Below are 24,271 nucleotides of genomic sequence, written 5' to 3' on the forward strand. Positions count from 1 at the left end.
CTCTCCTATCGGACACCGGCGCTCGCCGCTCATGCTGCGCGCAGCATAAGCCTCAGCGCGCCCGCTCCACCATGACTTCCAACAAGCGGGGGCCGCTGCCGGCAAATAGATCCCGGATCGCGCCGTCCAGCGCTGCAGGATCGGAAACGCGCGCGCCGGGCACGCCCATGCTCTCACCGAGCTTCACAAAATCGATGCCCGGCAATTTGCTGCCAACCACCTCGATGTCGAACAGCGCGCCGAATTGATCGAGCGCTGCATAGCCACCGTTGTTGACGATGAGGAAACGCACGTCGAGCTTGAGGTCGCCCGCCGTCCAGAGACCCTGGATCGAATACATGGACGACCCATCGCCTAGCAGGCACAGCACCGTGCGGTTTGGCTGCGCGAGCGCTGCGCCGACGGCCGCAGGCAGCGCAAAGCCCAGCCCGCCGCTGGCGGTGGCCATGAACTCATCCTCGAGCCGGATCGGGAAATGATCGTGCAGCGGTCCGCGCGTGCTCGGCGCTTCCTCGCTGATGATGATGCCCTTGGGACGCAGGGCATCAAGGCGCTGCATCAGATAGGGCTCGAAAATGGCGGCGCCATCGGGGCTTTCAGCGGCATGGCTCGCGGACGGTGCGAGAGGCGTCCGGGGTGCAGCATTGGATGCAGCATTAAGGCGCGCGATCGCGTCGGCGACATTGCCGACGATGGCCGTGCCGACAGGCGTACGAGCGGCCGTGGCTGGATCATCGACAATCTGGATGATCTGCGCGCCCTCCGGCACATAAGGGCCGAAGCCCTCGACATGATAAGTGAAGACCGGCGCGCCCAGCACCAGCACGAGATCATGGCCATCCAGCGCGCCCACAATGGCTTCACGCGAAGCCGGGAGGAAGCCTGCGAACAGGGCATCGTCTTCCGGGAACACGGCGCGGGCAGCCATTGGCGCGACCCAGACCGGTGCCTGATGCGCGGTCGCCAAGGCATGGAGCGCGGCGCGCGCATTTTCGCGACCCACGCCTGCGCCGGCAACGATCACCGGGGATTTCGCGGCGTTCAGTGCATCCGCTGCGGCACCGATCAGGGCAGGGGACGCCATCGACTCCTGAGAGACAGTCGAGACACTGATCGGCTGGCAGGCGCGATCCCAATCGTCGATGGGCACCGAGACGAACACCGGACCGCGCGGCGCCTGCATCGCCATATGATAAGCGCGCAGGATGGCCAACGGCACATCCTCGGCGCGCGCAGGCTCGCAGGTCCATTTGACGAAGGGTTGCGGAAACTCCGTGGCGCGCTCGGCATAGAGGAACGGGTCGTAGGGGAAGATGCTGCGGGCCTGCTGCCCTGCGGTGATCACCAGCGGCGTCTGGTTACGGAACGCGGTGAAGATGTTGCCAAGCGCATGGCCCGTGCCGGCAGAGGAATGCAGGTTAACAAACGCAGCATTGCCGCTCATTTGCGCGAAGCCGTCCGCCATACCGACGACGACGCTTTCCTGCAGGCCCAGGACATATTGGAAATCCTGTGGCATGTCGCGGAACAACGGCAGCTCAGTCGAGCCGGGATTGCCGAATAATGTCGTCATGCCGAGATCGCGCAGCAGGCTCATCACGGCATCGCGCACCGTCGGCCCTTCGACTGCCTTGGGCTTCTCGACTGCCAGACCCCGCGCCGTCATGCCGCCGCTCCCATGATGTTTGTTGCTGCCGTCATTGTCATTCTCTCTATATATGAAATTATCACATACGCGAACGCATAATCGCGCCTGCGGCAGGGCCGTCAGCCCACGCAAAGTAATTAACATGTTCAGCAAAAGATGGAAGCGGCAACGCTAGCTCGTCACCGCATGGCCGATCCAAGCCACACCCGAAGAAGAACGGGCGCGGCTTGTCGAGGATCAGGCCACCGGTCAGGCATCCATCACAAGGACGGGCTTCACCACCGCGCCGCTCTCGCCGGCATGGAAGGCTTCATCGATCTGCGCGAACGGGAAGGTCTTGATGAGCCGGTCATGCGGGAAACGACCCGCAAGATGATGGTCGATCAACTCGGGCAGGAAGCCGAACAGATCGGAATCGCCACCCAGGATTCCCATCAGCCGCTTGCCGCCACCCATGAAGGCTGACTCGTTGAGTGTCAGATTGGCGGCGGGGTCGGATGCACCGACGATGCCGACGATGCCAAGCGGCGCAATCAGTCCGGCGGCGCTCTCGATGATCGCCTTCAGACCCGTCGTATCGAACGCATAGCCCAGACCCTGCGGGCAGAGTTTGCGGATTTCCTCCTCCGCATTGCTGGTTTTGCCGTTGATCGTGTGGGTTGCGCCCAGTTCGCGGGCCAGCGCGAGGCGATTATCGTGGATGTCGACGGCAATGATCGGGTTCGCGCCCGCGATCTTGGCGGCCATGATCGCGCCGAGGCCGACAGCGCCCGTGCCGAAGACGGCGATGGGCATGCCGGCGCGCACCTTCATGCTGCGCAGCACGGCACCGGCGCCGGTCATGAAACCGCAGCCGAGCGGCGCGAGGGTCGAGAGGGGTACATGGGCGGCGCTTTCGGGCACCTTCACGACGTTGCGGGCATGGCCGATGGCGTGAGTGGCGAAGGAAGACTGGCCAAAGAAATTCGCATTCACGCCCTCGCCATCGCGATGCAGCGTGTGGCTGCCGTCCGGCCTCGTGCCGATCCAGTTCTCGGGCACGAAATTGTAGCAATAAGTGGGCTTGTCGACTTCACAGCTCGGGCAGGTGCCGCAGCTGTTGAAGCTCATCAGCACCCGGTCACCGGGCTTCACATGCGTCACCTCGGACCCGACCTTCTCGACCACGCCGGCGCCTTCATGGCCCAGCACCATGGGGAGCGGGGTCGGGAGCTGCCCATCGCGTGCGGCCATATCGGTGTGGCAGATGCCGCAGGCGTGGATGCGCACCAGCACCTCGTCAGCGCGGGGCTCGTCAAGCATCACGGCTTCGATCGCGAACGGCGCTTCACCGCCCTTGCAGATGGCGGCCTGTGCTGATGTGGTCATGCGTGTCACTCCTGTTCTGGTCTTGGCTTGAGGCGGCGCGATATTGCTCAGCCGAGCCGGCCGAGCGACATGCCGCCATCGATCATCATTTGCGCCCCGGTTACATAGCTCGATGCATCGGAGGCAAGGAACAACGCCAGCGGCTTGATCTGATATGTCTCGGCAATCCGCCCCATCAAGGTCGCGTCATCCCACGCCTTGCGGACCACGGGATCCTTGAGCGATCCGTCCGCGATGTTCGTCACGAAAGGCCCGGGCAAGATGGCGTTGACGCGGATCTGATAGGCCCCCAGCTCCAGCGCGAGGTGGCGCACCATGTGGCTGACCCCGGCCTTGGACGGCATATAGGGCATCGGCACAATCGGCTCGCAGATCACGGCGGCGTTGGATGAAGTCGCGATGATCGAGCCGCCTTTGCCGCTCTTCTTCATCAGCCGCGCAGCATCGCGCATCGTATTGTAGGCGCCGGTCAGGTTGATCGCGATGATCCGGTCCCAGAGCGCCGGATCGTAGGTGTCGATCTGGCCCTGCGGGTCGCGGCCGCCTTCTGGCTTCCAGAAGCCGGGGCCGATCCCAAGGCCGGCACTGGCAAAGGCGATGTCCAGTCCGCCATAAGCAGCCTCGTGCGCATCGAACACCTGGGTGGTGCGGGCACGGTCGGAGACATCGAGCTGGTCGGCGCGCACCTCATAGCCTTGCGCGCGCAGGCGTGCTGCTTCCCGCTCGGCGGCGGCACCATCGACATCCGTCAGCGTGACCCGTGCTCCGGCTTCCGCCATCGCCTCGGCATAAGCGAGGCCGATGCCGGAGGCGGCGCCTGTCACGAGCGCACTGCGCCCCGCAATGTCGAACTGCTCGAGTGCCTTGGGCGGCTGTCCCGTGCCGGCGTCGGTCATTCTGTGCGGTCCTCTCCGGTTAGGCGCGTTCAGGCCGGGTCTTCGTCGAACACGTTCAGTTCGATCTGCACGCCCGTGGGATCGTGCAGGAAGACCTGTGTCATCTTGATCACCTCGACCCGATTCTCCCGCCAGGGCACGCCATGCGCCTCGAGCCGCTCGATCAGCGGACCGAGGCCGACGCACTGGAAGGCGACATGATCGAGGCCGCCCGTCGTCCCGGTGATATTGTCATAAACCCCATGTTCGGACAGCGCGCCGGGCGTGCTGATGTGGACGATCGGATCGTCCTTGTGATCGTACATCCACCGCACCATCGTCCGGTCCAGATTGGACGGCGGATCGCGCTCCTCCAACAGCAGAATGTCGCGGTAAAACGCCACCACCGGCGGCAGTTCACGGGTGCGGATGTTGACGTGGTCGAGCCGTTTGATGAGCATGTACGAGTCCTGTTCGTGGGAAGGCAGGCGGTCGGCTTATTGATAGTGTCCAAAGTATCTGCGGCGCAACCGCTTCCGACCTTTTTGTGCGGCGATTGTGCGCACAATAAGATCGGGAGAGGCGACGGTGCGCCCCTCCCGATCCGCTCGCTTGACGAAGCGGTCAGAAACTGCGGCGCACGGAGACCGCCCAGGTCCGCAATGGCGCAGGCACGCCCGTCACGACGCCAAGCGACGCGCTGACATCGCTCTTGGTCAGGAAATAATATTTGTTGAACATGTTCTGCACTTCCAGCGAGACACGCCAGTCCTTGTCCGTCGTGGTGAAGGAGAGGCGCCCATTGGCGAGGAAGTTGCCCTCGACCCGGCTCCATTCGGAGTTGGATGTCTCGGTGAAGACATCGGACTGATAGGAGCCATCGAACCGTACGCTCACCGTGCCGGGCGTGATCTCGTGATCATATTGCAGGCCGAAGCTGTAGGTCCATTCCGGCGTGTAAGGCGTCACCGCATCCAGTGAAATGCCGGACGTGCCGACTTCCTTATACTGGAAGTTGATGTAGCTCAGGCTGCCATCGATGGTGAAGCCCGCGAACGGATGAATGGTCGTTTCCAGCTCGAAGCCCTTGACGTCCGCCTTGCCGACATTGGTTGGCTTGAGGCACGGCACGGACGGGCAGGCCGAGAGCGTGAGGATCATGTCATTATATTTGTTCAGAAACACCGCGCCGTTCAGCCGCACGCGCCGATCGAACAGGTCGGACTTGAACCCCAGCTCATAGGTGGTGAGCGTTTCCGGGTTGAAACTGCCGAGCTGGTTGCAGGGTGCCGGAGCGACATAGCCCGGTGCCGTGCATGAACCCGCCGACGGCCCGAAGAACGGCCGAGGGTTGACGCCGCCACCTTTGAAGCCGGTAGCGACCGAACCATAAACCAGCAGTTCCGGCGAGAAACGGAAGTCGGTGGAGATCCGCCAGTCCCAACGATCGCCCTTGAAGCTGTCGCTGACATTGTAGAGGCCGGAGAGCAGGCAGTTGGGCGTGTTGCCGATGCCGGTCGGTCCTGCGGTCGGTGCGCCCTGGAAGAACTCGCAGATCGGGAGGGACGGCAATTGCGCCGGCGTCCAGTTGCCGAACGGAACCGTACCGTCCGGGTTGCGGCGGAAGTAGGTGTAGGTCTTTTCATCACGCGTGTAGCGCAGACCGCCCGAGATGCTCCATCCTTCCAACGGCCGGATTACGCCATTGGCAAACAGCGCTTTCGAGGTGGACGGCGTGGTGTCGGGACCGTGCAGGAAGTCGATGCCGGCATAGTTCAGGTCGACACGGGCGGAGTAGGTGCCTTTCTGATCGAAGTAGAAGCCGCCGAGGGTGAAGTCGGCGAACGTGCCGACCTTGCCGTTCAGGCGGAGTTCCTGGCTCCAGGCATGATGGTTGAGCTGGTTATCCAGTTGCGCGACGGGCACAGGGGTCGCGTCCTGATCCTGCCCGAAGTTCGACTGATATTGGCGATAGGAGGAAATCCACACGACATTGACGCTGTCGCTCAACGTCCACGTCACATTGCCGTGAATACCCCAGCCCTTGAAGTCCTGGTTCTGCAAGGCCGTGTAGGGCTTGTAGGGGGACTGGGACGTGGGCAGCATTCCATCGACGAAATTGGCGTAGCTGATGAAGCGGCGGTCACCGCCATAGGCCGAGCTGGCCAGGGAATCGCAGCCATAGACCCCATAAGGCACGAAGGCGCAGCCTACTGGCACGGGACTGCCATTCTTGCCCGGCAGCCAGGCACCGCCGTTGGCATTCGTGCCGGGGTTGGGGATGGCCGGGTTGAACGGATTGGGGTTGGTCGAGGTCGGCCCCGGCAGACCGGCCGCGACTAGGACGGTTGGCGCCGGCTCCGACTTATCCGACGTATAGTCCCCCGACAGGTTCACTTCGAGCGCATCCGTCGGCAGCCAGCGCAGAGCGATCCGCCCGGCGACATAGGACTGGCCGCCCTGCGTCCCGACAACGGGGTCGGCGCCCCGATTGTTGCTGGCCGGCACGTTTGAGCCGGGGTGGGTCGCGCCATAATCCAGAAGTTTGAGGTAGCCATCGCGGCTCTTCGCGGCGCCAGATAGGCGGACGAACAGATTGTCCGTCACAGCGAAGTCGGCCATGCCGCGCAGATCGAGACGATTGTAGGAGCCGTAGGTGGCCTCGAGCGTGCCGCCGCCAGAGCCATCGGGCTTGGCACTGAACAACTTGATAGCGCCGCCGATCGAATTCTTGCCCGCAAGCGTCCCCTGCGGGCCGCGAAGGATCTCCACCCGGTCCAGATCCATGAGGTCCAGCAGCGAGCTGGAGAGGGTCGGAATGTAGACATCATCAATATAGACGCCCACGCCGGGGTCGAGGGCATAGTTGAAGTCGGTCTGCCCCACGCCGCGGATGAAGGCGATGAGGCCGGCGCCGCCATTTTGCGGTTGTGGCCGCAAGGTCACGTTGGGCGACTGGTTGGCGATGTCGGCAATGCTGGTCTGTCCGCGCTGCTCCAGGAGGGCGGCGTTGACCGCCGTGATGGCGATCGGCGTATCCTGAAGCCGTGTCTCGCGGAACTGGGCGGTGACGATGATATCGCCGGTAACGTCCGTGTTCTGGGTACTTTGGGGCTGTTCGCCGCTCTGGGCATAAACCGGTGCGGCTAACGCACAAGCCAGGGCATAGGACGCAACGGATCGCGCGCAAAATCTGCGCATGGGCAATCTCCTCTCCATGTTGCCGTTGCTGATTTTCATGTCTCGTAGCGGACATGCAACGGCGTGGCGGCGGCATAACATGAGGGTTTGGCACCAGCAATATGTGCAATAGTGTGAACAGCGGCGGGCCGGGCGGCTGCCCGGGTGATGCTGAGACATAATTGGATATTGTCAACAATGACTGTCTCCGCAAATGGCGGTAAGCCTTGCGTTTTTGGCCCGACCTCTCTCGGGCTTGCCTGATTGCATCGGTCGTGCGAGGGGCGGCGGCATAGCGTTGAATTGAAGAAAGGGTTGAGTACTGTGATCGCAACGACACATGTCGGAAGTCTGCCGCGCGGGCCTGAGCTTGTTCCCTTGCTGCTCGCGAAGGATCATGGCGAGCCCTATGATGCCGCGCAGTTCGAGACGGTTGTGCAGCAGGCCATCGACGATGCCGTTGCCAAGCAGGTCGAGGCCGGAGTCAGCATCGTGTCCGATGGCGAACTCGGTAAGGTCGGTTATTCCACCTATATCATCGAGCGTCTGGAGGGCTTTGGCGGCCACACCGATCGAAAGCCGGCGCTCGACCTCGCGCCCTTGCCGGAGCTGCGCAAGAAGCTCGCCGCGATCATGGGCGATCAGGAATTCACCCGCGCCTCGTGCATCGCACCGGTGAAGCTCAAGAACCTGCAGCCCTGCCATGACGACATTCGCCGTTTCGATCAGGCGCTCAAGGCGCAGGGCAAGGGCGCACGCGGCTTCATGAATGCCGCGTCGCCCGGCCTGATCACGGCCTTCCAGCCCAATGCCTATTATCCCAGCCACGAGGCCTATCTCGCGGATCTGGTGACGGCCATGCGCCCCGAATATCAGGCGATCATCGATGCGGGCTTCGACCTGCAGCTCGATTGCCCCGACCTCGCCATGTCCCGCCACACCGGCTATCAGGACGTGAGCGATGCGGAGTTCGTGAAGATTGCCGAGGCCAATGTCGAGGCGCTGAATGCCGCCACCGAAGGCCTCCCCCGCGACCGGCTGCGGATGCACATCTGCTGGGGCAATTATGAAGGCCCGCATGATTGCGACATCGATCTTGCCAAGGTGCTGCCGACGATCCTGCGGGCCCGCCCCGGCGTGGTGCTATTTGAATCGGCCAATCCGCGCCACGAGCATGAGTGGACCGTGTGGCGGGATGCGAAGTTGCCCGACGATCTCGTGCTGGCCCCGGGCCTCATCGATAGCTGCTCGAACTATGTCGAGCATCCCGAGTTGGTCGCCCAGCGGATCGAGCGCTTTGCGGGCATCGTCGGCGCTGAGCGCGTGATCGGCAGCACGGATTGCGGTTTTGGTACCTTTGCCGGCTACGGCAAGATCGATCCCGCCGTCACGTGGAAGAAGCTGCAGGCCCTGCGCGAAGGCGCCGATATTGCAGCCAAGCGCCTCGCGAGCGTGCCGGCCTGACTTAAAAGCTCCACGCCGGGCCGCGCTGTTCAGATGCGTGGCCCGGCATCCGATCCTGTCAGGGCGCGGCCGCCATCCTGGCGCGTTGCGAGGGGGCGGTTTCGGTGAGGAAAATCGCCACGATCCCGCCGAGGATCGCCAGCACCACCATGATCCATAAGGGCGCGGCAAGGCTGGTCGCGTCCGCCGCTACACCGGCCAGCGAAGGCGCGAAGACCCCGCCAAGAATTTCCGCCGATCCCATGGTGAGACCCAGCGCGGTCGCGGCTTGGCGCGGATCGACGCTTTCGGATGGGACGGTTGCCATAAACAATGGGAAGATCCCGTTCAGGCCCCAACCAAAGAAGAAGATCGGGACCAGCCCCCAGATCGACCCGCTCCAATAGAGCGCGCCCAGCGGCAGGATGATGCCGAGGAGGGGCATGGCGATCATGACGGGTCGCCGCCCGATCCAATCCGACAGGCCCGAGATCGCGAAGCTGCCGATAGTCGCGGAAATGCCCAGGGTTGCGATCAGCCAGCTCATTTCCGTCGGCGTGTAGCTTCTGACGCTGGTGAGGTAGATCGGCAGGAAGGTCAGGCAGATGACGAAATAGCTGACCATCAGCACGCCTAGCAGCACGCAGACCAGCACATTGCGAGTCCGCAACACGCTGAGGACACCTTGCGCTTCGCCATCTTGTGCCTGCGGCCGAGCAGGAGCGGCCGGCTCTTCCAGCGTGAACCAGATCAGCAAGGCACAGATGATGCCGGGAATGGATGCGAGGAAAAAGGCGTTGCGCCACCCGAACTCCAGGCCGAACCACACGAGCAAGACCGGCGCAAGAAACGATCCCAGCAGGTTGGACCCGAAATTCTGGGCGATCCCCTGCGCAAGGCCGCGACGGCGCGGATCGACTTCGCTGGCGACCATGGCGTGGCTGATCGGCATCACCCCGCCCTCCGCCGCACCCATCAGCATCCGTGCGCACAGCATAAAGAGGAAGCTTGTCGCCATGCCGCTGAGAAAGCAACAGAGCGAGAAGCCGAGCGTCGCGCCGACGAGCAGCAGCTTGCGATTGCCGATCGTGTCCGACAGGCGCCCGATGGCGAAGGCGGCAATGGCCCAGGTAAAGGAGAGGCCGCCGGCGAGCAGACCGATCTGCGCATTGGACAACCCGAGCTCGGGCTGGACGAATGGCATCAGCACGTTAAGTGCCTGCCGATCGAAAAAGACGATGCCGAAATTCAGGCTGAGCAGTCCGACCAGCCAAGCCTGATAGCCGCCGCTACGCAGACGCGGCGTGCCCGCTTCCCCCATCACCATAGGCCCCTCCATGAGTCCTCTTGTTATGAGGGCATCATGGCGCAGGCTTTGGCAAATGGATAGCCCTCTATCGAATGGCTGTGCGCCCTCGATAGGTCGGCGGCATCACGCTCAGGGCAGAGCGAACCGGGCCCGAATGTCATCGGGCACGCGCTCGGCGCGCATCCCGCCCGGGCGCTCGCTGTCCCGCACGGTCCAGACCCGCTTTTCCGTGCCGCTTACGCAGACATGGCCGTCCTTGAGCAGGCGATGGCGAATGGTGAAGCTGGAATTGCCGAAATCGGGCGCTTCCACCTCCAGCACAACATCGTCGCCATAGGCGGCGGGGCGCTGGAACTTAGCCGACACATCAACCATCGGAAAGCCGACTACGCCCTGGGTTTTCAGCATGTCCCGCTTGCGAACACCAAGCGCCTTCTCGAACAGCATGATCGTGCTCTCGCCGAACATCTCGAGGAAGCGCGGCGCATAGACGATGCCCGCCGGGTCGCAATGGCCCCATTCGATGCGATAGGGTCGGGAGAGGAACGCCTGGAAGTCATCCGGCTGCGATGCAGGGGCGCCGGTCATGCCGCGAAATCCAGACCGCCGCGCCGTTCTGCAAAGCGCCATCCCTCCGGCGTCTTGCGCAGGCGATCGGTATAGGTTCCGATCAGCGGCCCCTTGGGATCGCGCACAGGCAGCCCGCCAGTGTCGCTCGCGACGCCCTGATACAGCACGATGACCGACAGCGCCGTCGCTTCGGTCTCGCTTACGACGTCCACGACCACGTTGGAAACCACATGGCGCGCCGCACGGGCCGGCCGGCTCTTGAAGGTCGCAAGAATGGCGTCACGTCCCTTGATGGGCTGATCCGGTGCGCTCGGCCGGGCCATCTGGCCATCCTCGGTGTAGAGGGCCGCGACGGCATCCCAATCGGCGGCATCGTTCAGCAGCGTGTAACGATTGATGAGCGTGGTGCAGTCCCACTCGATCGCCCGCCGCGTCGCGTCGTCCAGTGTCACGCTCATGCCGCGTCCGCCTCTTCAGGCAGCAATTCGGTATCGATCTGCTTCTGCACCGGTGCGGGATAACGCGCGCCGGCAACCGCGCCAGGCGCAAAAATTGCGTCCACGGCCGCGATGGATTCCGGTGCGAGGGCGATGGAGGCCGCTTTCACATTCTCCTCAAGATGCGCGATGGAGCGCGTGCCGGGAATGGCGATGATCTCCGGCGCGCGTGCCAGCACCCAGGCCAGACTGAGCTGGGCAGGCGTGATGCCGAGGTCGTCCGCGACCGCATTGAATCGTTGGGCAAGCTTGAGATTGTGGCTGAAATTGGGTTCCTGAAAGCGCGGCATCGGGATACGGATGTCGCCGGCCTTGAAATCGATGCTGCTGATGGCGCCGGCGAGCATGCCGCGCGCGACGGGCGAGAAGGCGACGAAGGCGATGCCGAGTTCCCGGCAGGCGTCCAGCACAGCGACTTCCGGATTGCGCACCCAGGGAGAATATTCGGACTGGATGGCGGCGACCGGATGCACGGCGTGCGCGCGGCGGATGCTCGCCGCCGACATTTCGGACAGGCCGATAGCGCCGATTTTGCCGACTTCCTTCGCGCGTAGCAGAGCGCCCATCGAGTCTTCGATCGGCACGTTCCGATCGAGCCGGTGCATATAATAGAGATCGATAAAATCGGTATCGAGCCGCTTGAGCGAGCGTTCCAGCGATCCGGTGATCGTCTCCGGCCGCCCGTCCAGCACACGCTCGCCATCGATCAGATCGAGCACGCACTTGCTCGACAGTACGAAGTCCTTGCGGCGATGGCCGACAGCGCGGGCAATCAGGCCCTCATTCTTGCCACCGCCATACAGCGCTGCGCTGTCGAGATGCGTCACGCCGATGTCGAGCGCATGATTGAGCAGGCGCGCGCCTTCCTCCTCGCTCGGAGGGGCGTCATAAGCGTGAGAGAGGTTCATGCAGCCCAGACTGATGGCGGAGACGGCCATGTCCGCGATGCGGCGGGTGGGGAGGGGTGTCGATGGCGAAGTCATGGCCCGGCTTGTGTCGCCCCGGGCATCAAAAATCAATCCTCGCGGCGCTTTTGGCGAGGATTGCGTGCTTTATCGCCGAAAGCCGACGGCGGTTTCGATCCAGTCCCAGAAGTCCCGGGACGCATCCTTCACATGCTGGGACGCCTCGCGATAGGCGATGGGATCGTCCCGGACACGGATGACCGGCCAGTCCGCCTGATTGATGGCATTGCGTGAGCGGAAAGCCGCCAGCAGGCGCATGGCTTGCGTCATCAGTGCTGGCGAGGCGAGCAGGATGGGTTCGCGCTGGAGCGCGGCGCTTACCAGCCCGAATTGCTCGACGAACTGCCGACGGAGCTGGAGCAATTCATGCATCCGCGCCGCTTGCGCGATCGTGCCTAACTGCACGATTTCAGTTTCGGTGGCAGAAAACGCGCGCAGCAGGTCCGCGAGATCTGAACTTAGCCCGGTCGCCACTGACATGCATCTCTCCCGCCGCCTATGGTCTGACGGTAGAGCGGCGCCTTAAACGGCAAAGCTTGAGAAATGACTACGGGCATGACGCCGATGATTGAGCGTCGCCGGAAATGAAGCGGTGTGCAGCCGCGAAACAGGCCGCACACCGCCAGTCTTTATCAGCCGGCCTTGTTGAGCTGAACTTCCAGATCGCCGAGCACGCGATAGCAATCGAGCACCTGTGCGACGGAGCTGTTGGGCTCGCGGCCCTCGCGGATCGCGGCGATGAACTCGCGGTCCTGCAGTTCAATGCCGTTGCTGGAGACGGCGACGCCGCTCAGGTCCACAGGCTCTTCCTTGCCGGTCACCAGATCGTCATAGCGCGCGATCCAGGTGCCATTGTCGCAAATGTAGCGGAAGAAGGTGCCGAGCGGCCCATCATTGTTGAACGAGAGGGAGAGGGTGCAGATCGCGCCGCTCTCGCTCTTGAGCTGGATGGACATGTCCATCGCGATGCCCAGCTCCGGGTGCATCGGGCCTTGCACGGCATTGGCCTGCACGATCTTGCCGGCCTGATAGGCGAACAGGTCGACCGTGTGCGCGGCGTGGTGCCACAGCAGATGGTCCGTCCAGGAGCGAGCCTCGCCCTTGGCATTCATGTTCTTGCGGCGGAAGAAATAGGTCTGCACGTCCATCTGCTGGATCGCGAGTTCGCCCGCCGTAATCTTGTTATGGATATACTGGTGGCTCGGGTTGAAGCGGCGGGTGTGGCCGACCATGCAGACGAGTCCGGTTTCCTTCTGCGTGTCGATGACCGCCTGGGCGTCGGCCCAGCTGTCCGACAGGGGGATTTCCACCTGCACATGCTTGCCCGCCTTCATGCAGGCAATGGCCTGCTGGGCGTGCATCTGCGTGGGCGTGCAGAGGATCACCGCGTCCACGTCATCACGTGCAAGCGCTTCGTCCAGTTCGGTGCCGCTGTGCTTCGCGCCATATTTGGCGGCGACTTCGGCGGCCTGCTCGGCACGGCGGCTGATGATCGATACGATCTCCACGCCATCGATGTTCTTGAGGCCGTCGAGATGCTTTTCGCCGAATGCGCCGGCGCCTGCGAGTGCGATTCTCATGAGGGGGAGTCCTTTCTCCAGCTAACCCCTCCCTTTCAAGGGAGGGGCAAGGGGTGGGTGAGAGGTATCTAAACGAACGGCGGGGGCTCAATGCCCCCGAAGTCACTTCAAATGGGGTGATGACCAGCACCACCCCAACCCCTCCTCTGAAGAGGAGGGGCCTTTGCGCGTGTCAGGCTTTCGCCATGCTGTGGCCGCTCATGACCTTGCGCGGTTCCAGCGGCGCTCCGGCCGTTTCTTCCGGCTGCAGGATCATCGCGCCGAGCGCGGTGTTGGAGGCCGGGATGTGGTAGAAGGTGTAGAGGTCACGCACCTTCTCCGGCAGCGCGCCGCGCATGATCAGCCACATGACCAGCTCGATGCCTTCCGATCCGCTCTCGCGCAGATACTGGATGTGCGGCATCTTGCTCAGCTCTGCCGGATCGCTGATCAGCTTGTCGATGAAGTTCAGGTCGAACTCCTTGTTGATCAGGCCGGCGCGCGGCCCCTGAAGCTGGTGGCTCATGCCGCCGGTGCCCCAGACGTGAACATTGAGGTCTTCCGGGAAGCTCTCGACCGCGGCGCGGATGCTGTCGCCCAGGCTGAAGCAGCGCTTGCCCGATGGCGGCGGATAGGTGACCACGTTGACCGGGAAGGGGATGACCTTGCACGGCCACTCTTCCGGCTCCCCGAAGATCATCGAGAGCGGCACGGTGCAGCCATGGTCGACGTCCATCTGGTTCATGATGGTCATGTCGAATTCGTCCAGGATCAGGCTCTGGGCGATGTGCCAGGCGAGGTCCGGATGGCCCTTCACGTCGGGCACGGGACGCGGGCCCCAGCCTTCGTCCGCCGGCTTGAAGCTCTCGGCGCAGCCAATCGCGAAGGTCGGGATGATGTTCATGTCGAACGCCGAGGCGTGGTCGTTATAGACCAGGATCACAACGTCGGGGGTGTTGCCCGGCTGCTTGATCCACTCCCGGATCGGCTCGTAGCCCTTGAAGACCGGACCCCAATAATCGTTGTCGCTGGTCTTGGTCTGCATTGCCGCGCCGAGCGCGGGAATGTGGCTGGACGTAATGCCCGTGGTAACGCGTGCCATGATCAAAATCCTCCCTTGATCGAGCGCACGCCCTCAGGCGAACGACCACCGTCGATCATCATCTGTGCATATTCTTCCTGCGTCATGCCGGTCATCGATCCGGCAGCGAACTGGAAGCTCTTGCCATCGGTCGAGAAGAGCTTGGAGAGGAAGTAAACATTCCCGCCCTCGTCGATCATGGCATTGTAGTCGCGGGCCAGCACGGCCGCCTTGGCGGCGGGCGTCAGGTTCCACTCGTCGAGATAGGCGCTCTGGTCCGCCTTGAACCGCTCGCGATTCTCGGCCTTCATCAGGCTCATCGCGAACTGATTGAGATTGTAGCCCCGGCGCGCGCGCTGGGCGGTGAACACGCGGGTGCCGGGAATGTCGTCAAACTCGGCAAGATAGGCGTGAACGTCGATTCTCTCTTTCTTCTCGGTCATGATATCCTCTCTTAGAGCCCGCGGGCGTTCAGCTTGGCGTCGAGACGCGGGAAGACGCGGCGGGTATTGCCCTCAAAAATCGCGTGACGCTCCTCGTCAGAAATGTCGAGCGCATCGATATAGCGCTTCGTATCGTCGAAATAATGACCTGTGGTCGGGTCGATCCCACGCACGGCACCGACCATCTCGCTACCGAACAGGATGTTCTTGTTGTCGATCACGTCCGCCAGCAGGTTGATGCCGGGCTGGTGATACACGCAGGTGTCGAAGAACACGTTGTTCATCAGCAGCGTATCAAGGCTGGGCTGCTTGAGCATGTCCGCGAGGCCCCGGAACCGGCCCCAGTGATAGGGCACCGCGCCGCCGCCATGCGGGATGATGAAGCGCAGCGTCGGGAAATCGGCGAACAGATTGCCCTGCAGCAGCTGCATGAAGGCGATCGTATCGGCCGCCAGATAATAAGCACCCGTCGCGTGCATCGCGGGATTGCAGCTGCCCGAGACGTGGATCATCGCCGGGACGTCCAGTTCGACCATCTTCTCGTAGAAGGGATACCAGAATTTGTCGGTCAACGGCGGCTGCTTGAAGTGGCCACCGCTCGCATCCGGGTTCAGGTTGCAGCCGATGAAGCCCAGCTCGTTAACGCAGCGATCCAGCTCGGCGATCGAGCTGGTCATGTCCGCCTCTGGCGACTGCGGCAACATGCACACGCCAGCGAAGGTCTCGGGATAGAGGTCAACCACGCGGGCAATCAGGTTGTTGCAAGCCTGCGCCCACGGGACCGCCACCGACTGATCGCCGACATGCGGCGCCATGGCCGAGGCGCGGGGCGAGAAGATCGTCATGTCCGCGCCGCGCTCCTTGATGAGGCGCAACTGGTTCTGCTCGATGGTCTCGCGAATGTCGTCGTCAGAAATCTCGGGATAGGGCGGGCAGGGCGTGCCATTCTTGAACGCCGCCTTCTGCTGCTCGCGCCACTCATCATGCGCCTTGGGCAGCACGGTATAGTGGCCATGGCAGTCGATGATCATCGTCATTCCGTCACCTTCCAGACTTTTCTGTTTCTGTAATTTTGGGCTGCGCAGCGGACACGGGCTTCGCGATCATTTCGGGATGCATGGCATCCAGAAAGGCCAGCTTTGCCTCAAGCCCCTGCGGCATCTCGACCGAACCGAGCAAGGCGCCCATCGCCCGCTGGCGTGTCACTGTCCCGCGTGTCATGGCCGGTTCGATGCCCAGCTCGGTAAGCGTCACGACCACCTCGTCCATCTCGGCAGCGCGGCGCGTGCCGTGGGCGAGCATGCGGTCGAGATTATAATCGATCTTTTCGGGCCAGTCTCCGCCGAGTGAGCCCAGCACATTCTCGGTCACGCCAGCGCGACGGGCCGCCAGGATCATCTCTGCCGTCAGCGCCTCGATGCCCTTGATCATGACAGAACGGACCATCTTCGTCGCGCTGGCGCCGCCGACCTGATCGCCCGCAATCGCAACCTTGCTGAAGCCGATCGCATGCAAAGCCGCTTCGCCCTGCGCAGCGTGCGGGCCGCTGATCAGCAGCGGCACAGTCATCGCGGCGGGCTGCACGGGCGACATGACCGCTACATCGACGTAACGCCCGCCAGCCTGCTCGATCGCCGCAGCATTGCGCTGCTTGGCGCCCGGCGACACGGAATTCATGTCGAAAAACAGCGCACCGGGGGGCAGGTGCCGCGCGGCCGCGGCCGCTGCCGCCTCGGTCTGATCGGCGGTGACGAGGCTCAGGATCATTTCCGCGCCGGCTAGCGCGTCCGCCAGGGACTCGCAGCCCGTGACGCCCGTTTCGGTGTAAGCGGCGCGGATCGGGCCGGCCGTCTGCGGTTCGATTGCCTTGAGGTCGAATGCGCGCGCGTCGCTGCGCCATCCGGCAGCACCGGCGAAGGTCCGGCCCGCTTCCCCAAAGCCGATAAGGGCAATTCTCCCGCTCATGATCGACGCTGTGCCGCCTATCAATCAGAATCGCAAATTTGTTCCCGCTCCGTGCCATAAGCAGAAGCGAATGGTTCCGTCGCGGCCCGGTCCAGCTCGGCAATGAAGGCTGCTTGTGCCGGGGCCGGTCGCCACTGCGCCCGGGTGGTGAGCGCGACCGCGCGAGAGAAGCCCCCGGGCGGGGCGCCAAGCGAGACGAGCCAGCCCGCCTCCTGCTCGACCGAGACCTGATCGGGCGAGAGCAGGGTCAGGAAGTCGGTTTGCATCAGGATTTCGCGGATCATCATCACCGACCCGCATTCGATCGGCACGGGCGGTGGGGCAAGTCCGGCCGTGCGGAACATCTCGTCGAAGCGCGCCCGCAGGGGCGCGCCGGGCGACGGCAAGATCCAGGCATAGCGCGCGAGATCGCTCAACGGGCGATCCCGTGCCGGACCGGCCTCAGGATGACCGGCCCGCGCGATGATAATCACCTCATCCTCGAACAGGGGGCGCTGCATGAGGTCCGGGCCGGGTGGCGGATCGCGCATGGCGCCGACCATCATGTCGATGCTGCCGTCGCGCAGGGATTCCGCCAGTTCGCCATGCGATCCTTCGACGATCACGATCTCTATGGCCGGAAATGCGGTGTTGAACCTTGCCAGCGCGCGCGGCAGCACCCGAGCGCGGGAGAGCGGCATCGCCCCGATGGTGATCCGCGCCGGCACGCCGCCGGATTGGCCCAGGGCTTCGTCGAGGCCTGCTTCCAGCTCTGTCCGGGCGAGGCGGAAATTGCGGGCGGTGCGCCGGCCCGCGTCGGTCAGCGCGATCCCCCGTCCGCGCCGCTCGACGAGCGACCGCCGGAGGATCAGCGACAGATCGCCAATGGCGCGATGCAGGGTCGGCTGCGAGAGGCCGCTATGCGCCGCTGCAGCCGCATAGCTTCCGCTATCCGCGACGGCGAGGAAAGCCCGCAATTGCGCCATGGTCACCCGCCGCGAGCCGATCATTTCGGCGGCTTGCTCAACGCGCTCAGCCAGCGCCATCGCAGGAGGGAGGGGCGTCATGCCGTCCGTGCGCCGCTCGAATAGCTGCACGTCCATGATGCTCTCGACGCGGGCAATGGCTTGCGTCACGGCGGGCTGGGTCAGATGGAGCGTGCTCGCGGCGGCGGACACGCTTCCCTTGTGCGTCACCGCCGCAACGGCGGCGAGGTGGCGCAGATTAAACGAAAAGGGTGAGAGGCCCGATGCCATGAGGGCCAGACTTAGCAGATGCTTATGATCTGCGCAAAGTTCGGGGTGGATTGACCGGACGCCGTTCCCCTATTCTATACGGGAGCAAGGCTGTTGCCAGTTAATGTTGATCGAGAGGAGCAATCATGGGTGTGGTCGTACAGAATATCGAGCGTGCTGATCCTGAGGTGATTGACGGTCTGGCGGCGTGCGGTGTTGCGACGGTTCATGAAGCGCAGGGCCGCACGGGCTTGCTGGCAAGCTATATGCGGCCAATCTATGCCGGCGCGCGGATCGCGGGCAGTGCGGTGACGATCAGCGCGCCTCCGGGCGACAACTGGATGGTGCATGTCGCCATCGAGCAGTTGAAGGCCGGCGATGTGCTGCTGCTGGCGCCGACCAGCCCCTGCGAGGACGGCTATTTCGGTGATCTGCTGGCGACCTCGGCGCAAGCCCGCGGCTGCCGCGGCCTGATCATCGATGCCGGCGTGCGCGATGTGCGCGACCTCACGGAGATGAACTTCCCGGTCTGGTCCAAGGCGGTCTACGCGCAGGGCACGGTCAAGAACACCCTGGGCAGCGTGAACATCCCGGTGGTCTGCGCCAATGCGCTGGTCAATCCGGGCGATGTGATCGTCGCTGATGATGACGGCGTGTGCGTCGTCCTCCGCGCCAACGCCGCCAAGGTGCTGGAAGCGGCCCGTGCGCGGGAAGCCAATGAAGGCGAGAAGCGCGAGAAGCTGGCCTCCGGCGTGCTGGGCCTCGACATGTACAAGATGCGCGAGCGCCTGGAGAAGGAAGGCCTGAAATATGTGTGAGGCACGTCGGCCTCGGAATGCATCTCAGTTCGCTTCGAACGGGAGGCTGTGATGGACGGCATTACCTGCATGTGGATGCGTGGCGGCACCTCCAAGGGCGGCTATTTCCTGGCAGACGATCTGCCCACGGATACCGCCGCCCGCGATGCCTTCCTCCTGCGCGTCATGGGCTCGCCCGATCCGCGCCAGATCGACGGCATGGGTGGCGCCGATCCGCTGACCAGCAAGGTTGGCGTGGTCAGGAAATCGAGCCGCGAAGGGGTCGATGTCGATTATCTCTTCCTGCAAGTGTTCGTCGATCAGGCGATTGTCACCGACGCGCAGAATTGCGGCAATATCCTCGCGGGCATCGGTCCGTTCGCCATTGAGCGCGGTCTCGTGCAGCCAACCGGCGATGAAACCCGCGTCGCCATCTTCATGGAGAATACCGGCCAGGTCGCCGTCGCCACGGTGCAGACGCCCGGCGGCCAGGTTCGCTATGATGGTGACGCCTCGATCAGTGGCGTGCCGGGTACATCGGCGCCCATTCCGCTGTTGTTCCGCGATACCGCTGGCTCATCCTGCGGCGCCCTGCTGCCGACGGGCAATGGCGTCGACGAGATCAATGGCATCAAGGTGACGATGATCGACAATGGGATGCCCTGCGTCGTCATGCTTGCCAGCGACGTCGGCGTGACCGGCTATGAGGATCGTGACACGCTTGACGCCAATAACGAGATGAAGGCGAAGGTCGAGGCCATCCGCCTCAAGGTCGGTGAGATGATGAACCTTGGCGACGTAACCGAAAAGTCCGTCCCCAAGATGATGCTGGTGGCGCCGCCGCGCGAGGGTGGGGCCGTTACCGTGCGTTCGCTCATCCCGCATCGTGTCCATGCCTCCATCGGGGTGTTGGGTGCGGTGAGCGTGGCGACGGCATGCCTTATCGAAGGCTCTCCCGCCGCCTCCGTCGCCAAGGTGCCCGAGGGTGCGACGAAGACGCTGGGGGTCGAGCATCCGACCGGCGTCACCGAATGCGTCGTGACCGTGGACGCTGACGGACAGCCGGTGGAAGCCGGCATGTTGCGCACCGCCCGCAAGCTGATGGACGGGGTGGTGTTCGGCTGAACATCCCCTGCGTCTATGGCAGGCTCCCTGCACCTCAGAACAAGTCCGTTCGCCCTGAACTTGTCAAAGGGCTGTTTCATCTGGAACAATCGAACGGAAAGTGAGAACCGGGCTTCGACAGGCCCAGCCCGAACGGAACCAATGAGATGACCGACCGCATCCTTTCCTGGCATAGCAACCCGAGCAAGCCCGCCTACACGCCGCCGCCGGGCGCCGTGGATGCGCATTGCCACGTGTTCGGGCCGATGGCGCAGTTCCCGTTCAGCGCGAAGGCCAAATATCTGCCGCAGGATGCAGGCCCGGACATGCTCTTTGCCCTGCGCGATCATCTGGGCTTTTCCCGCAATGTGATCGTCCAGGCGAGTTGCCATGGCACCGACAATGCCGCGACCCTGAACGGCATTGCCGTTTCTGACGGGAAGGCGCGCGGTGTCGCCGTGGTCGATCCCGCGATCAGCGAGGCCGAGCTTGAGGCGCTGCACGCCGGCGGCATGCGCGGCATCCGCTTCAACTTCCTCAAGCGCCTGGTCGACGATGCTCCCAAGGACAAGTTCCTCGAGGTCGCGAGCCGACTGCCGGAGGGCTGGCATGTGGTCATCTATTTCGAGGCGGACATTCTCGAAGAACTGCGCCCGTTCATGGATGCGATCCCGGTGCCGCTGGTGATCGACCATATGGGCCGGCCCGATGTACGCCAGGGACCGGACGGTGCTGACATGAAGGCCTTCCGCAACCTGCTCGATAGTCGCGATGACATCTGGTTCAAGGCGACCTGCCCGGACCGGCTCGATCCCGCCGGTGCGCCTTGGAATGATTTTGCCAATGCCGTCGCGCCGCTGGTCGCCGATTATCAGGATCGGGTCATCTGGGGCACCGACTGGCCGCACCCCAACATGCAGGATGCCATCCCGGACGATGGCTTGCTTGTGGACATGATCCCACGCATCGCGCCGACGGAAGCGTTGCAGCGCAAGATGCTGGTGACCAACCCGATGCGTCTATACTGGCCTGAAGAACTTCGCGCTGGGTCATAGCCAGTTCGATAACGAGAGACCAAACAGGCCCGAAACCGCAAGCTGACTGGAGAGAAGAATGCCGTTTCCCGCAACGCCGGACTATATGGGCCTCAACACGCCAGTCCGTCAGGAAGTTTCGCTCAAGGGCCTCACGGCATCCGAGGGCACCATTCCGGCGGATGTGCGCGGCGCTTTCTTCCGGGCAGTGCCCGATCCGCAGTTCGAGCCGTTCTTCCAGCCCGATACCGCGCTCTCCGATGATGGCATGATCAGCCGCATCCTCTTCAATGAGGACGGCACGGTCGATTATGACATCAAATATGTCCAGACCCCGCGCTGGAAGGCCGAGAACGCCGCCGGCAAGCGTCTGTTCGGCCGCTATCGCAACCCCTTCACCAATGACGCGTCGGCCGAGGGCGTGGAGGGGACCGTCTCCAACACCACGCCGGTCTGGCATGCGGGCAAGCTCATCATGACCAAGGAGGATGGGCCGGGTCATCAGGTCGATCCGCACACGCTGGAGACCACCGGCGCCTATGATTTCGGTGGCGCGCTCAAGTCGCAGACGATGACGGCCCATGTCCGCATCGATCCCGAGACCAAGGAGATGTTCGTCTATGGCTATGAGGCGGATGGCCTCTGCTCTAAGACCATCGCTTATTGGTGGACCGACAAGGACGGCAAACTTGTCAAGGAACAGTCGTTCGAGGCGCCGTTCTGCAGCCTTGTCCATGACTTCGTGATCACCGAGAACTACGCGATCTTCCCGCTGCAGCCCACCACCGCCGATCTTGAACGCGTGAAGGCGAAGGGCGCGCACTGGGTTCACCAGCAAGATCTGGAATATCACATCGGGGTGATGCCGCGTTATGGCGATGTGTCCGAGATCCGTTGGTTCAAGGGACCGAAGGGCGCCTCCAGCTTCCACATGATGAACGCCTTTGAGACGCCGGACGGCAAGGTCCATATCGATCATCACATCACCGACACCATCGCCTTCCCGCATATCCGCGCAGACAGCGGCATCGATGTGCAGCCTTGGGAACTGGGCGGCGGTTTTCAGCGCTGGACAGTCGATATGAAGGGTGAGAGCGACGGTGTGGAGGTCACGCCGCTCGGGCCTCCGGGAGACATGCCGCGTATTGCCGATGCCGATCAGGGTCGCCCGTATAAGCGGGGCTGGTATTGCAGCATGAACCCGCAGCCCATGGGGCCGCCGCTGATGGGCGGCGTCGTCGGTGCCATGTTTACCGCGCTCCTGCGGAAGGATTTTGAGACCGGCGCAATCGTCGGCTATAATCTGCCGCCGGCGCATGGGATGAGCGAGACCGTGCATGTGCCGTCGAGCGAGCCCGGTCATGAAGGCTGGCTGGTCGGCGTCGTCGACCATGAGACCGCGCCGGACCAGTTCGAGCATGCGGTGTGGATCTGGAACGCGGGCGACCTGCCGGCGGGGCCGGTCGCCAAGGTGCCCGTGCCCACCCGCATGCGGCCTCAGGTCCATGGCTGGTGGGTGCCGATGGCGGCCTATCAGGCGGCGAAAGCGGCCTGATCCTTTCGCACGCCCGAGGGCGCAGGGGTTAGAGCCTGCCCCCTTGGACGGCGGTGATGTTTCGTCATACCAACTTGGCGATCAAAGCGTGCTGATCATCCGCACAGTCTCGTCAAACCGTCCCTCGCGCTCAGCCGAGCGAAGGAAGCGGACATTCTCGACGAGGATTTCCTCGGGCGTGGGCACTTGCTGAAAGAGTGCCATCACTTCCGCAGCATAATCATCGAGCGGCATATAGTTTTCCCGCGTGGATTGTCCCGGGGTTAGCTCGGTGCGCACAGCTGGCGGGGCCAGCTCGATCACCTCCACCTTGCCGCGCAGCTGTTCCCGCAGGGAGACCGTCCAGCTATGCAGGGCCGCCTTGCTCGCGCTGTAGCTCGGCGTGCCGATCAGTGGCACGAAGGCGAGGCCGGAGGTCGTGTTGACGATCGCGGCGTCTTCCTGCGCCGTCAGATGCTCGATCAAGGCATTGGTGAGACGGATCGGCCCCAGCACATTGGTGATGAAGGTCTGCTCCGCCACAGTCGTGTGGCCACGTCGCGTCAGATCCTCGCGCTGCATGATGCCGGCATTGTTGAATAGGATGTTGATCGCCGGGAAGCGGGCGATCGCTTCGGCCGCGAATGCTTCGATGCTTCCCGGATCGCTCGCATCGACGGTGAGCATGTGCATGCCCGCGCGACCCTCGATGGTTTCAGCCAATGTCGCTGCGGTCCGCCCCGCGACGATCACCGTGTTGCCGAGCTCGTGGAAATGGCGCGCCAATGCGCGGCCAATACCCGAGCCGCCGCCGGTGATGAGAATGGTGTTGCCCGTGGTCTTCATGCCGTCTGCTCCAAATTCTGCTGGTGGACGACTGCTCATTTAAGTCCTAGCTTTCAGAACGAAAGAAGGCACCGGAAAGATTGATACTCACCGGAAAGAGAGTGTGAATGACAACTCAAGCGAAGCGCCCAAGCGTGCCAGCCAGCCCCGATCGCTACGATCAGATCGATCCCCGCGTGGAAGCGCTGGTCAATGACCTTATCGGCCAAGTCGCGGACAAATGGACCATGCTGCTGATCGAGGTGTTGCATGACCATGGCGAGCAGCGCTTCACACGCATCTTCGAGAAGATGCCCGGCATCAGCCAAAAGATGCTGACGCAGACCCTGCGGCAGATGGAGCGCAACGGTCTGGTCCACCGCACGGTGCATCCGGTCGTGCCTCCTCATGTGGATTATCGGCTGACGGAGCTGGGGGCCAGTCTGGGCGAAGCATTTTGTGGCGTGTGGACCTGGGCGGAGGATCATCTGCAAGACATCGACGCCGCTCGCCTGAGATTTGATGAGGCCCGCACTCGTTAAGTGAGCCGGGTAGGGTGACCGCTAACTCGCTGCATTCTGCTTTCACGAACGCAGCGGCAACGATTCGCGCATTCAAGTTGGGACCTTAGCCGGCCTCCGCCTCCATCGCGGCGGCCGTTCGCCTTCTCCGTGCTTCAAGATGCACAACGAGACATGTTTCTGCGCTCTTGAACAAGCGCGCTGATGCATAAGTCCCACGCCGGGACCAAAAGTTCGGCCGTCGCGCCGCCGCCGTCTCCTTTAAGTTGATCCTGTCCGGAATTCCTGCCTATATCAACGAGCCTAAAAAAACGGCTCCTGTATGCTCTGCGAGAGGTC

The 24,271-nt window shown here is 63.3% G+C and carries 23 protein-coding genes; 6 read left to right on the forward strand and 17 right to left on the reverse strand.

Going from position 1 to position 24,271, the window contains the following annotated elements; all coding sequences use genetic code 11:
• Positions 1–52: 52 nt before the first annotated feature.
• The 5 genes from mdlC to M2341_RS09225 form a co-directional block, all read right to left on the reverse strand.
• Positions 53–1,666: a benzoylformate decarboxylase gene (gene mdlC, locus M2341_RS09205; RefSeq protein ID WP_264585025.1), complete on the reverse strand. Its 1,614-nt coding sequence runs from the start codon at positions 1,664–1,666 to the stop codon at positions 53–55.
• Positions 1,667–1,897: 231 nt separating this feature from the next.
• Positions 1,898–3,016, reverse strand: a complete 1,119-nt coding sequence (locus M2341_RS09210; RefSeq protein WP_264585026.1) for an NAD(P)-dependent alcohol dehydrogenase — start codon at positions 3,014–3,016, stop codon at positions 1,898–1,900.
• 47 nt (positions 3,017–3,063) lie between these two features.
• Positions 3,064–3,912 carry an SDR family NAD(P)-dependent oxidoreductase gene (locus tag M2341_RS09215; protein ID WP_264585027.1) on the reverse strand — a complete coding sequence of 283 codons (849 nt, stop codon included), beginning with the start codon at positions 3,910–3,912 and terminating at the stop codon, positions 3,064–3,066.
• 29 nt (positions 3,913–3,941) lie between these two features.
• Positions 3,942–4,352: a VOC family protein gene (locus M2341_RS09220; RefSeq protein WP_264585028.1), complete on the reverse strand. Its 411-nt coding sequence runs from the start codon at positions 4,350–4,352 to the stop codon at positions 3,942–3,944.
• A 163-nt stretch (positions 4,353–4,515) separates the two neighbouring features.
• Positions 4,516–7,092: a TonB-dependent receptor gene (locus M2341_RS09225; RefSeq protein ID WP_264585029.1), complete on the reverse strand. Its 2,577-nt coding sequence runs from the start codon at positions 7,090–7,092 to the stop codon at positions 4,516–4,518.
• Positions 7,093–7,449: 357 nt separating this feature from the next.
• On the opposite strand from M2341_RS09225, the gene M2341_RS09230 reads away from it, so the two are divergent.
• Complete coding sequence (locus M2341_RS09230) at positions 7,450–8,535, forward strand: cobalamin-independent methionine synthase II family protein (protein WP_264585030.1); 1,086 nt, start codon at positions 7,450–7,452, stop codon at positions 8,533–8,535.
• Between the two features lie 58 nt (positions 8,536–8,593).
• On the opposite strand, the gene M2341_RS09235 is transcribed toward M2341_RS09230, so the two are convergent.
• From M2341_RS09235 to M2341_RS09285, 11 genes are all read right to left on the reverse strand, one after another.
• The gene (locus M2341_RS09235; protein ID WP_264585031.1) at positions 8,594–9,853 is read right to left on the reverse strand and encodes an MFS transporter; all 1,260 of its coding nucleotides are present in this window, start codon (positions 9,851–9,853) and stop codon (positions 8,594–8,596) included.
• Between the two features lie 99 nt (positions 9,854–9,952).
• Positions 9,953–10,411, reverse strand: coding sequence for an acyl-CoA thioesterase (locus M2341_RS09240; protein WP_264585032.1), 459 nt, complete (start codon positions 10,409–10,411; stop codon positions 9,953–9,955).
• The gene (locus tag M2341_RS09245; protein ID WP_264585033.1) at positions 10,408–10,851 is read right to left on the reverse strand and encodes a nuclear transport factor 2 family protein; all 444 of its coding nucleotides are present in this window, start codon (positions 10,849–10,851) and stop codon (positions 10,408–10,410) included. Before M2341_RS09245 ends, M2341_RS09240 begins: the two co-directional genes overlap by 4 nt.
• Positions 10,848–11,873, reverse strand: a complete 1,026-nt coding sequence (locus tag M2341_RS09250) for an aldo/keto reductase (protein WP_264585034.1) — start codon at positions 11,871–11,873, stop codon at positions 10,848–10,850. The genes M2341_RS09245 and M2341_RS09250 overlap by 4 nt, the downstream gene beginning before the upstream one ends.
• Positions 11,874–11,942: 69 nt before the next feature.
• Complete coding sequence (locus M2341_RS09255; protein WP_264585035.1) at positions 11,943–12,335, reverse strand: hypothetical protein; 393 nt, start codon at positions 12,333–12,335, stop codon at positions 11,943–11,945.
• A 152-nt stretch (positions 12,336–12,487) separates the two neighbouring features.
• The gene (locus tag M2341_RS09260) at positions 12,488–13,435 is read right to left on the reverse strand and encodes a Gfo/Idh/MocA family oxidoreductase (protein ID WP_181559638.1); all 948 of its coding nucleotides are present in this window, start codon (positions 13,433–13,435) and stop codon (positions 12,488–12,490) included.
• A 172-nt stretch (positions 13,436–13,607) separates the two neighbouring features.
• Complete coding sequence (locus M2341_RS09265) at positions 13,608–14,516, reverse strand: class III extradiol dioxygenase subunit beta (RefSeq protein WP_181559639.1); 909 nt, start codon at positions 14,514–14,516, stop codon at positions 13,608–13,610.
• A 2-nt stretch (positions 14,517–14,518) separates the two neighbouring features.
• The gene (ligA, locus tag M2341_RS09270; RefSeq protein WP_264585036.1) at positions 14,519–14,938 is read right to left on the reverse strand and encodes a protocatechuate 4,5-dioxygenase subunit alpha; all 420 of its coding nucleotides are present in this window, start codon (positions 14,936–14,938) and stop codon (positions 14,519–14,521) included.
• 11 nt (positions 14,939–14,949) lie between these two features.
• Positions 14,950–15,975 (reverse strand): amidohydrolase family protein, encoded by a 1,026-nt coding sequence (locus tag M2341_RS09275; protein ID WP_181559641.1) that lies wholly within the window; start codon positions 15,973–15,975, stop codon positions 14,950–14,952.
• A gap of 4 nt (positions 15,976–15,979) precedes the next feature.
• Positions 15,980–16,903 (reverse strand): NAD(P)-dependent oxidoreductase, encoded by a 924-nt coding sequence (locus tag M2341_RS09280; protein WP_264585037.1) that lies wholly within the window; start codon positions 16,901–16,903, stop codon positions 15,980–15,982.
• 20 nt (positions 16,904–16,923) lie between these two features.
• The gene (locus M2341_RS09285; protein ID WP_264585038.1) at positions 16,924–18,138 is read right to left on the reverse strand and encodes a LysR family transcriptional regulator; all 1,215 of its coding nucleotides are present in this window, start codon (positions 18,136–18,138) and stop codon (positions 16,924–16,926) included.
• A gap of 122 nt (positions 18,139–18,260) precedes the next feature.
• Between M2341_RS09285 and ligK the strand changes: the two genes are divergently transcribed.
• The 4 genes from ligK to M2341_RS09305 all read left to right on the forward strand — a co-directional run bounded on the left by ligK (position 18,261) and on the right by M2341_RS09305 (position 22,607).
• Positions 18,261–18,935 (forward strand): 4-carboxy-4-hydroxy-2-oxoadipate aldolase/oxaloacetate decarboxylase, encoded by a 675-nt coding sequence (ligK, locus tag M2341_RS09290; RefSeq protein WP_319801066.1) that lies wholly within the window; start codon positions 18,261–18,263, stop codon positions 18,933–18,935.
• A 51-nt stretch (positions 18,936–18,986) separates the two neighbouring features.
• Positions 18,987–20,039: a 4-oxalomesaconate tautomerase gene (locus M2341_RS09295; RefSeq protein WP_264575794.1), complete on the forward strand. Its 1,053-nt coding sequence runs from the start codon at positions 18,987–18,989 to the stop codon at positions 20,037–20,039.
• A gap of 146 nt (positions 20,040–20,185) precedes the next feature.
• Positions 20,186–21,073, forward strand: coding sequence for an amidohydrolase family protein (locus tag M2341_RS09300; protein ID WP_264570285.1), 888 nt, complete (start codon positions 20,186–20,188; stop codon positions 21,071–21,073).
• 58 nt (positions 21,074–21,131) lie between these two features.
• On the forward strand, positions 21,132–22,607 hold the full coding sequence (locus tag M2341_RS09305) for a carotenoid oxygenase family protein (protein ID WP_264585040.1): 1,476 nt from the start codon (positions 21,132–21,134) through the stop codon (positions 22,605–22,607).
• A gap of 81 nt (positions 22,608–22,688) precedes the next feature.
• On the opposite strand, the gene M2341_RS09310 is transcribed toward M2341_RS09305, so the two are convergent.
• Positions 22,689–23,432, reverse strand: a complete 744-nt coding sequence (locus M2341_RS09310; protein WP_264585041.1) for an SDR family oxidoreductase — start codon at positions 23,430–23,432, stop codon at positions 22,689–22,691.
• Positions 23,433–23,539: 107 nt separating this feature from the next.
• Between M2341_RS09310 and M2341_RS09315 the strand changes: the two genes are divergently transcribed.
• Entirely contained in the window at positions 23,540–23,953 is a 414-nt protein-coding gene (locus M2341_RS09315) for a winged helix-turn-helix transcriptional regulator (protein WP_181559647.1), read from the forward strand.
• The last annotated feature ends 318 nt before the right edge of the window (positions 23,954–24,271 follow it).

The sequence above is a fragment of the Sphingobium sp. B7D2B genome, assembly GCF_025961895.1.
In the GTDB taxonomy this organism is placed as follows: Bacteria; Pseudomonadota; Alphaproteobacteria; order Sphingomonadales; family Sphingomonadaceae; genus Sphingobium.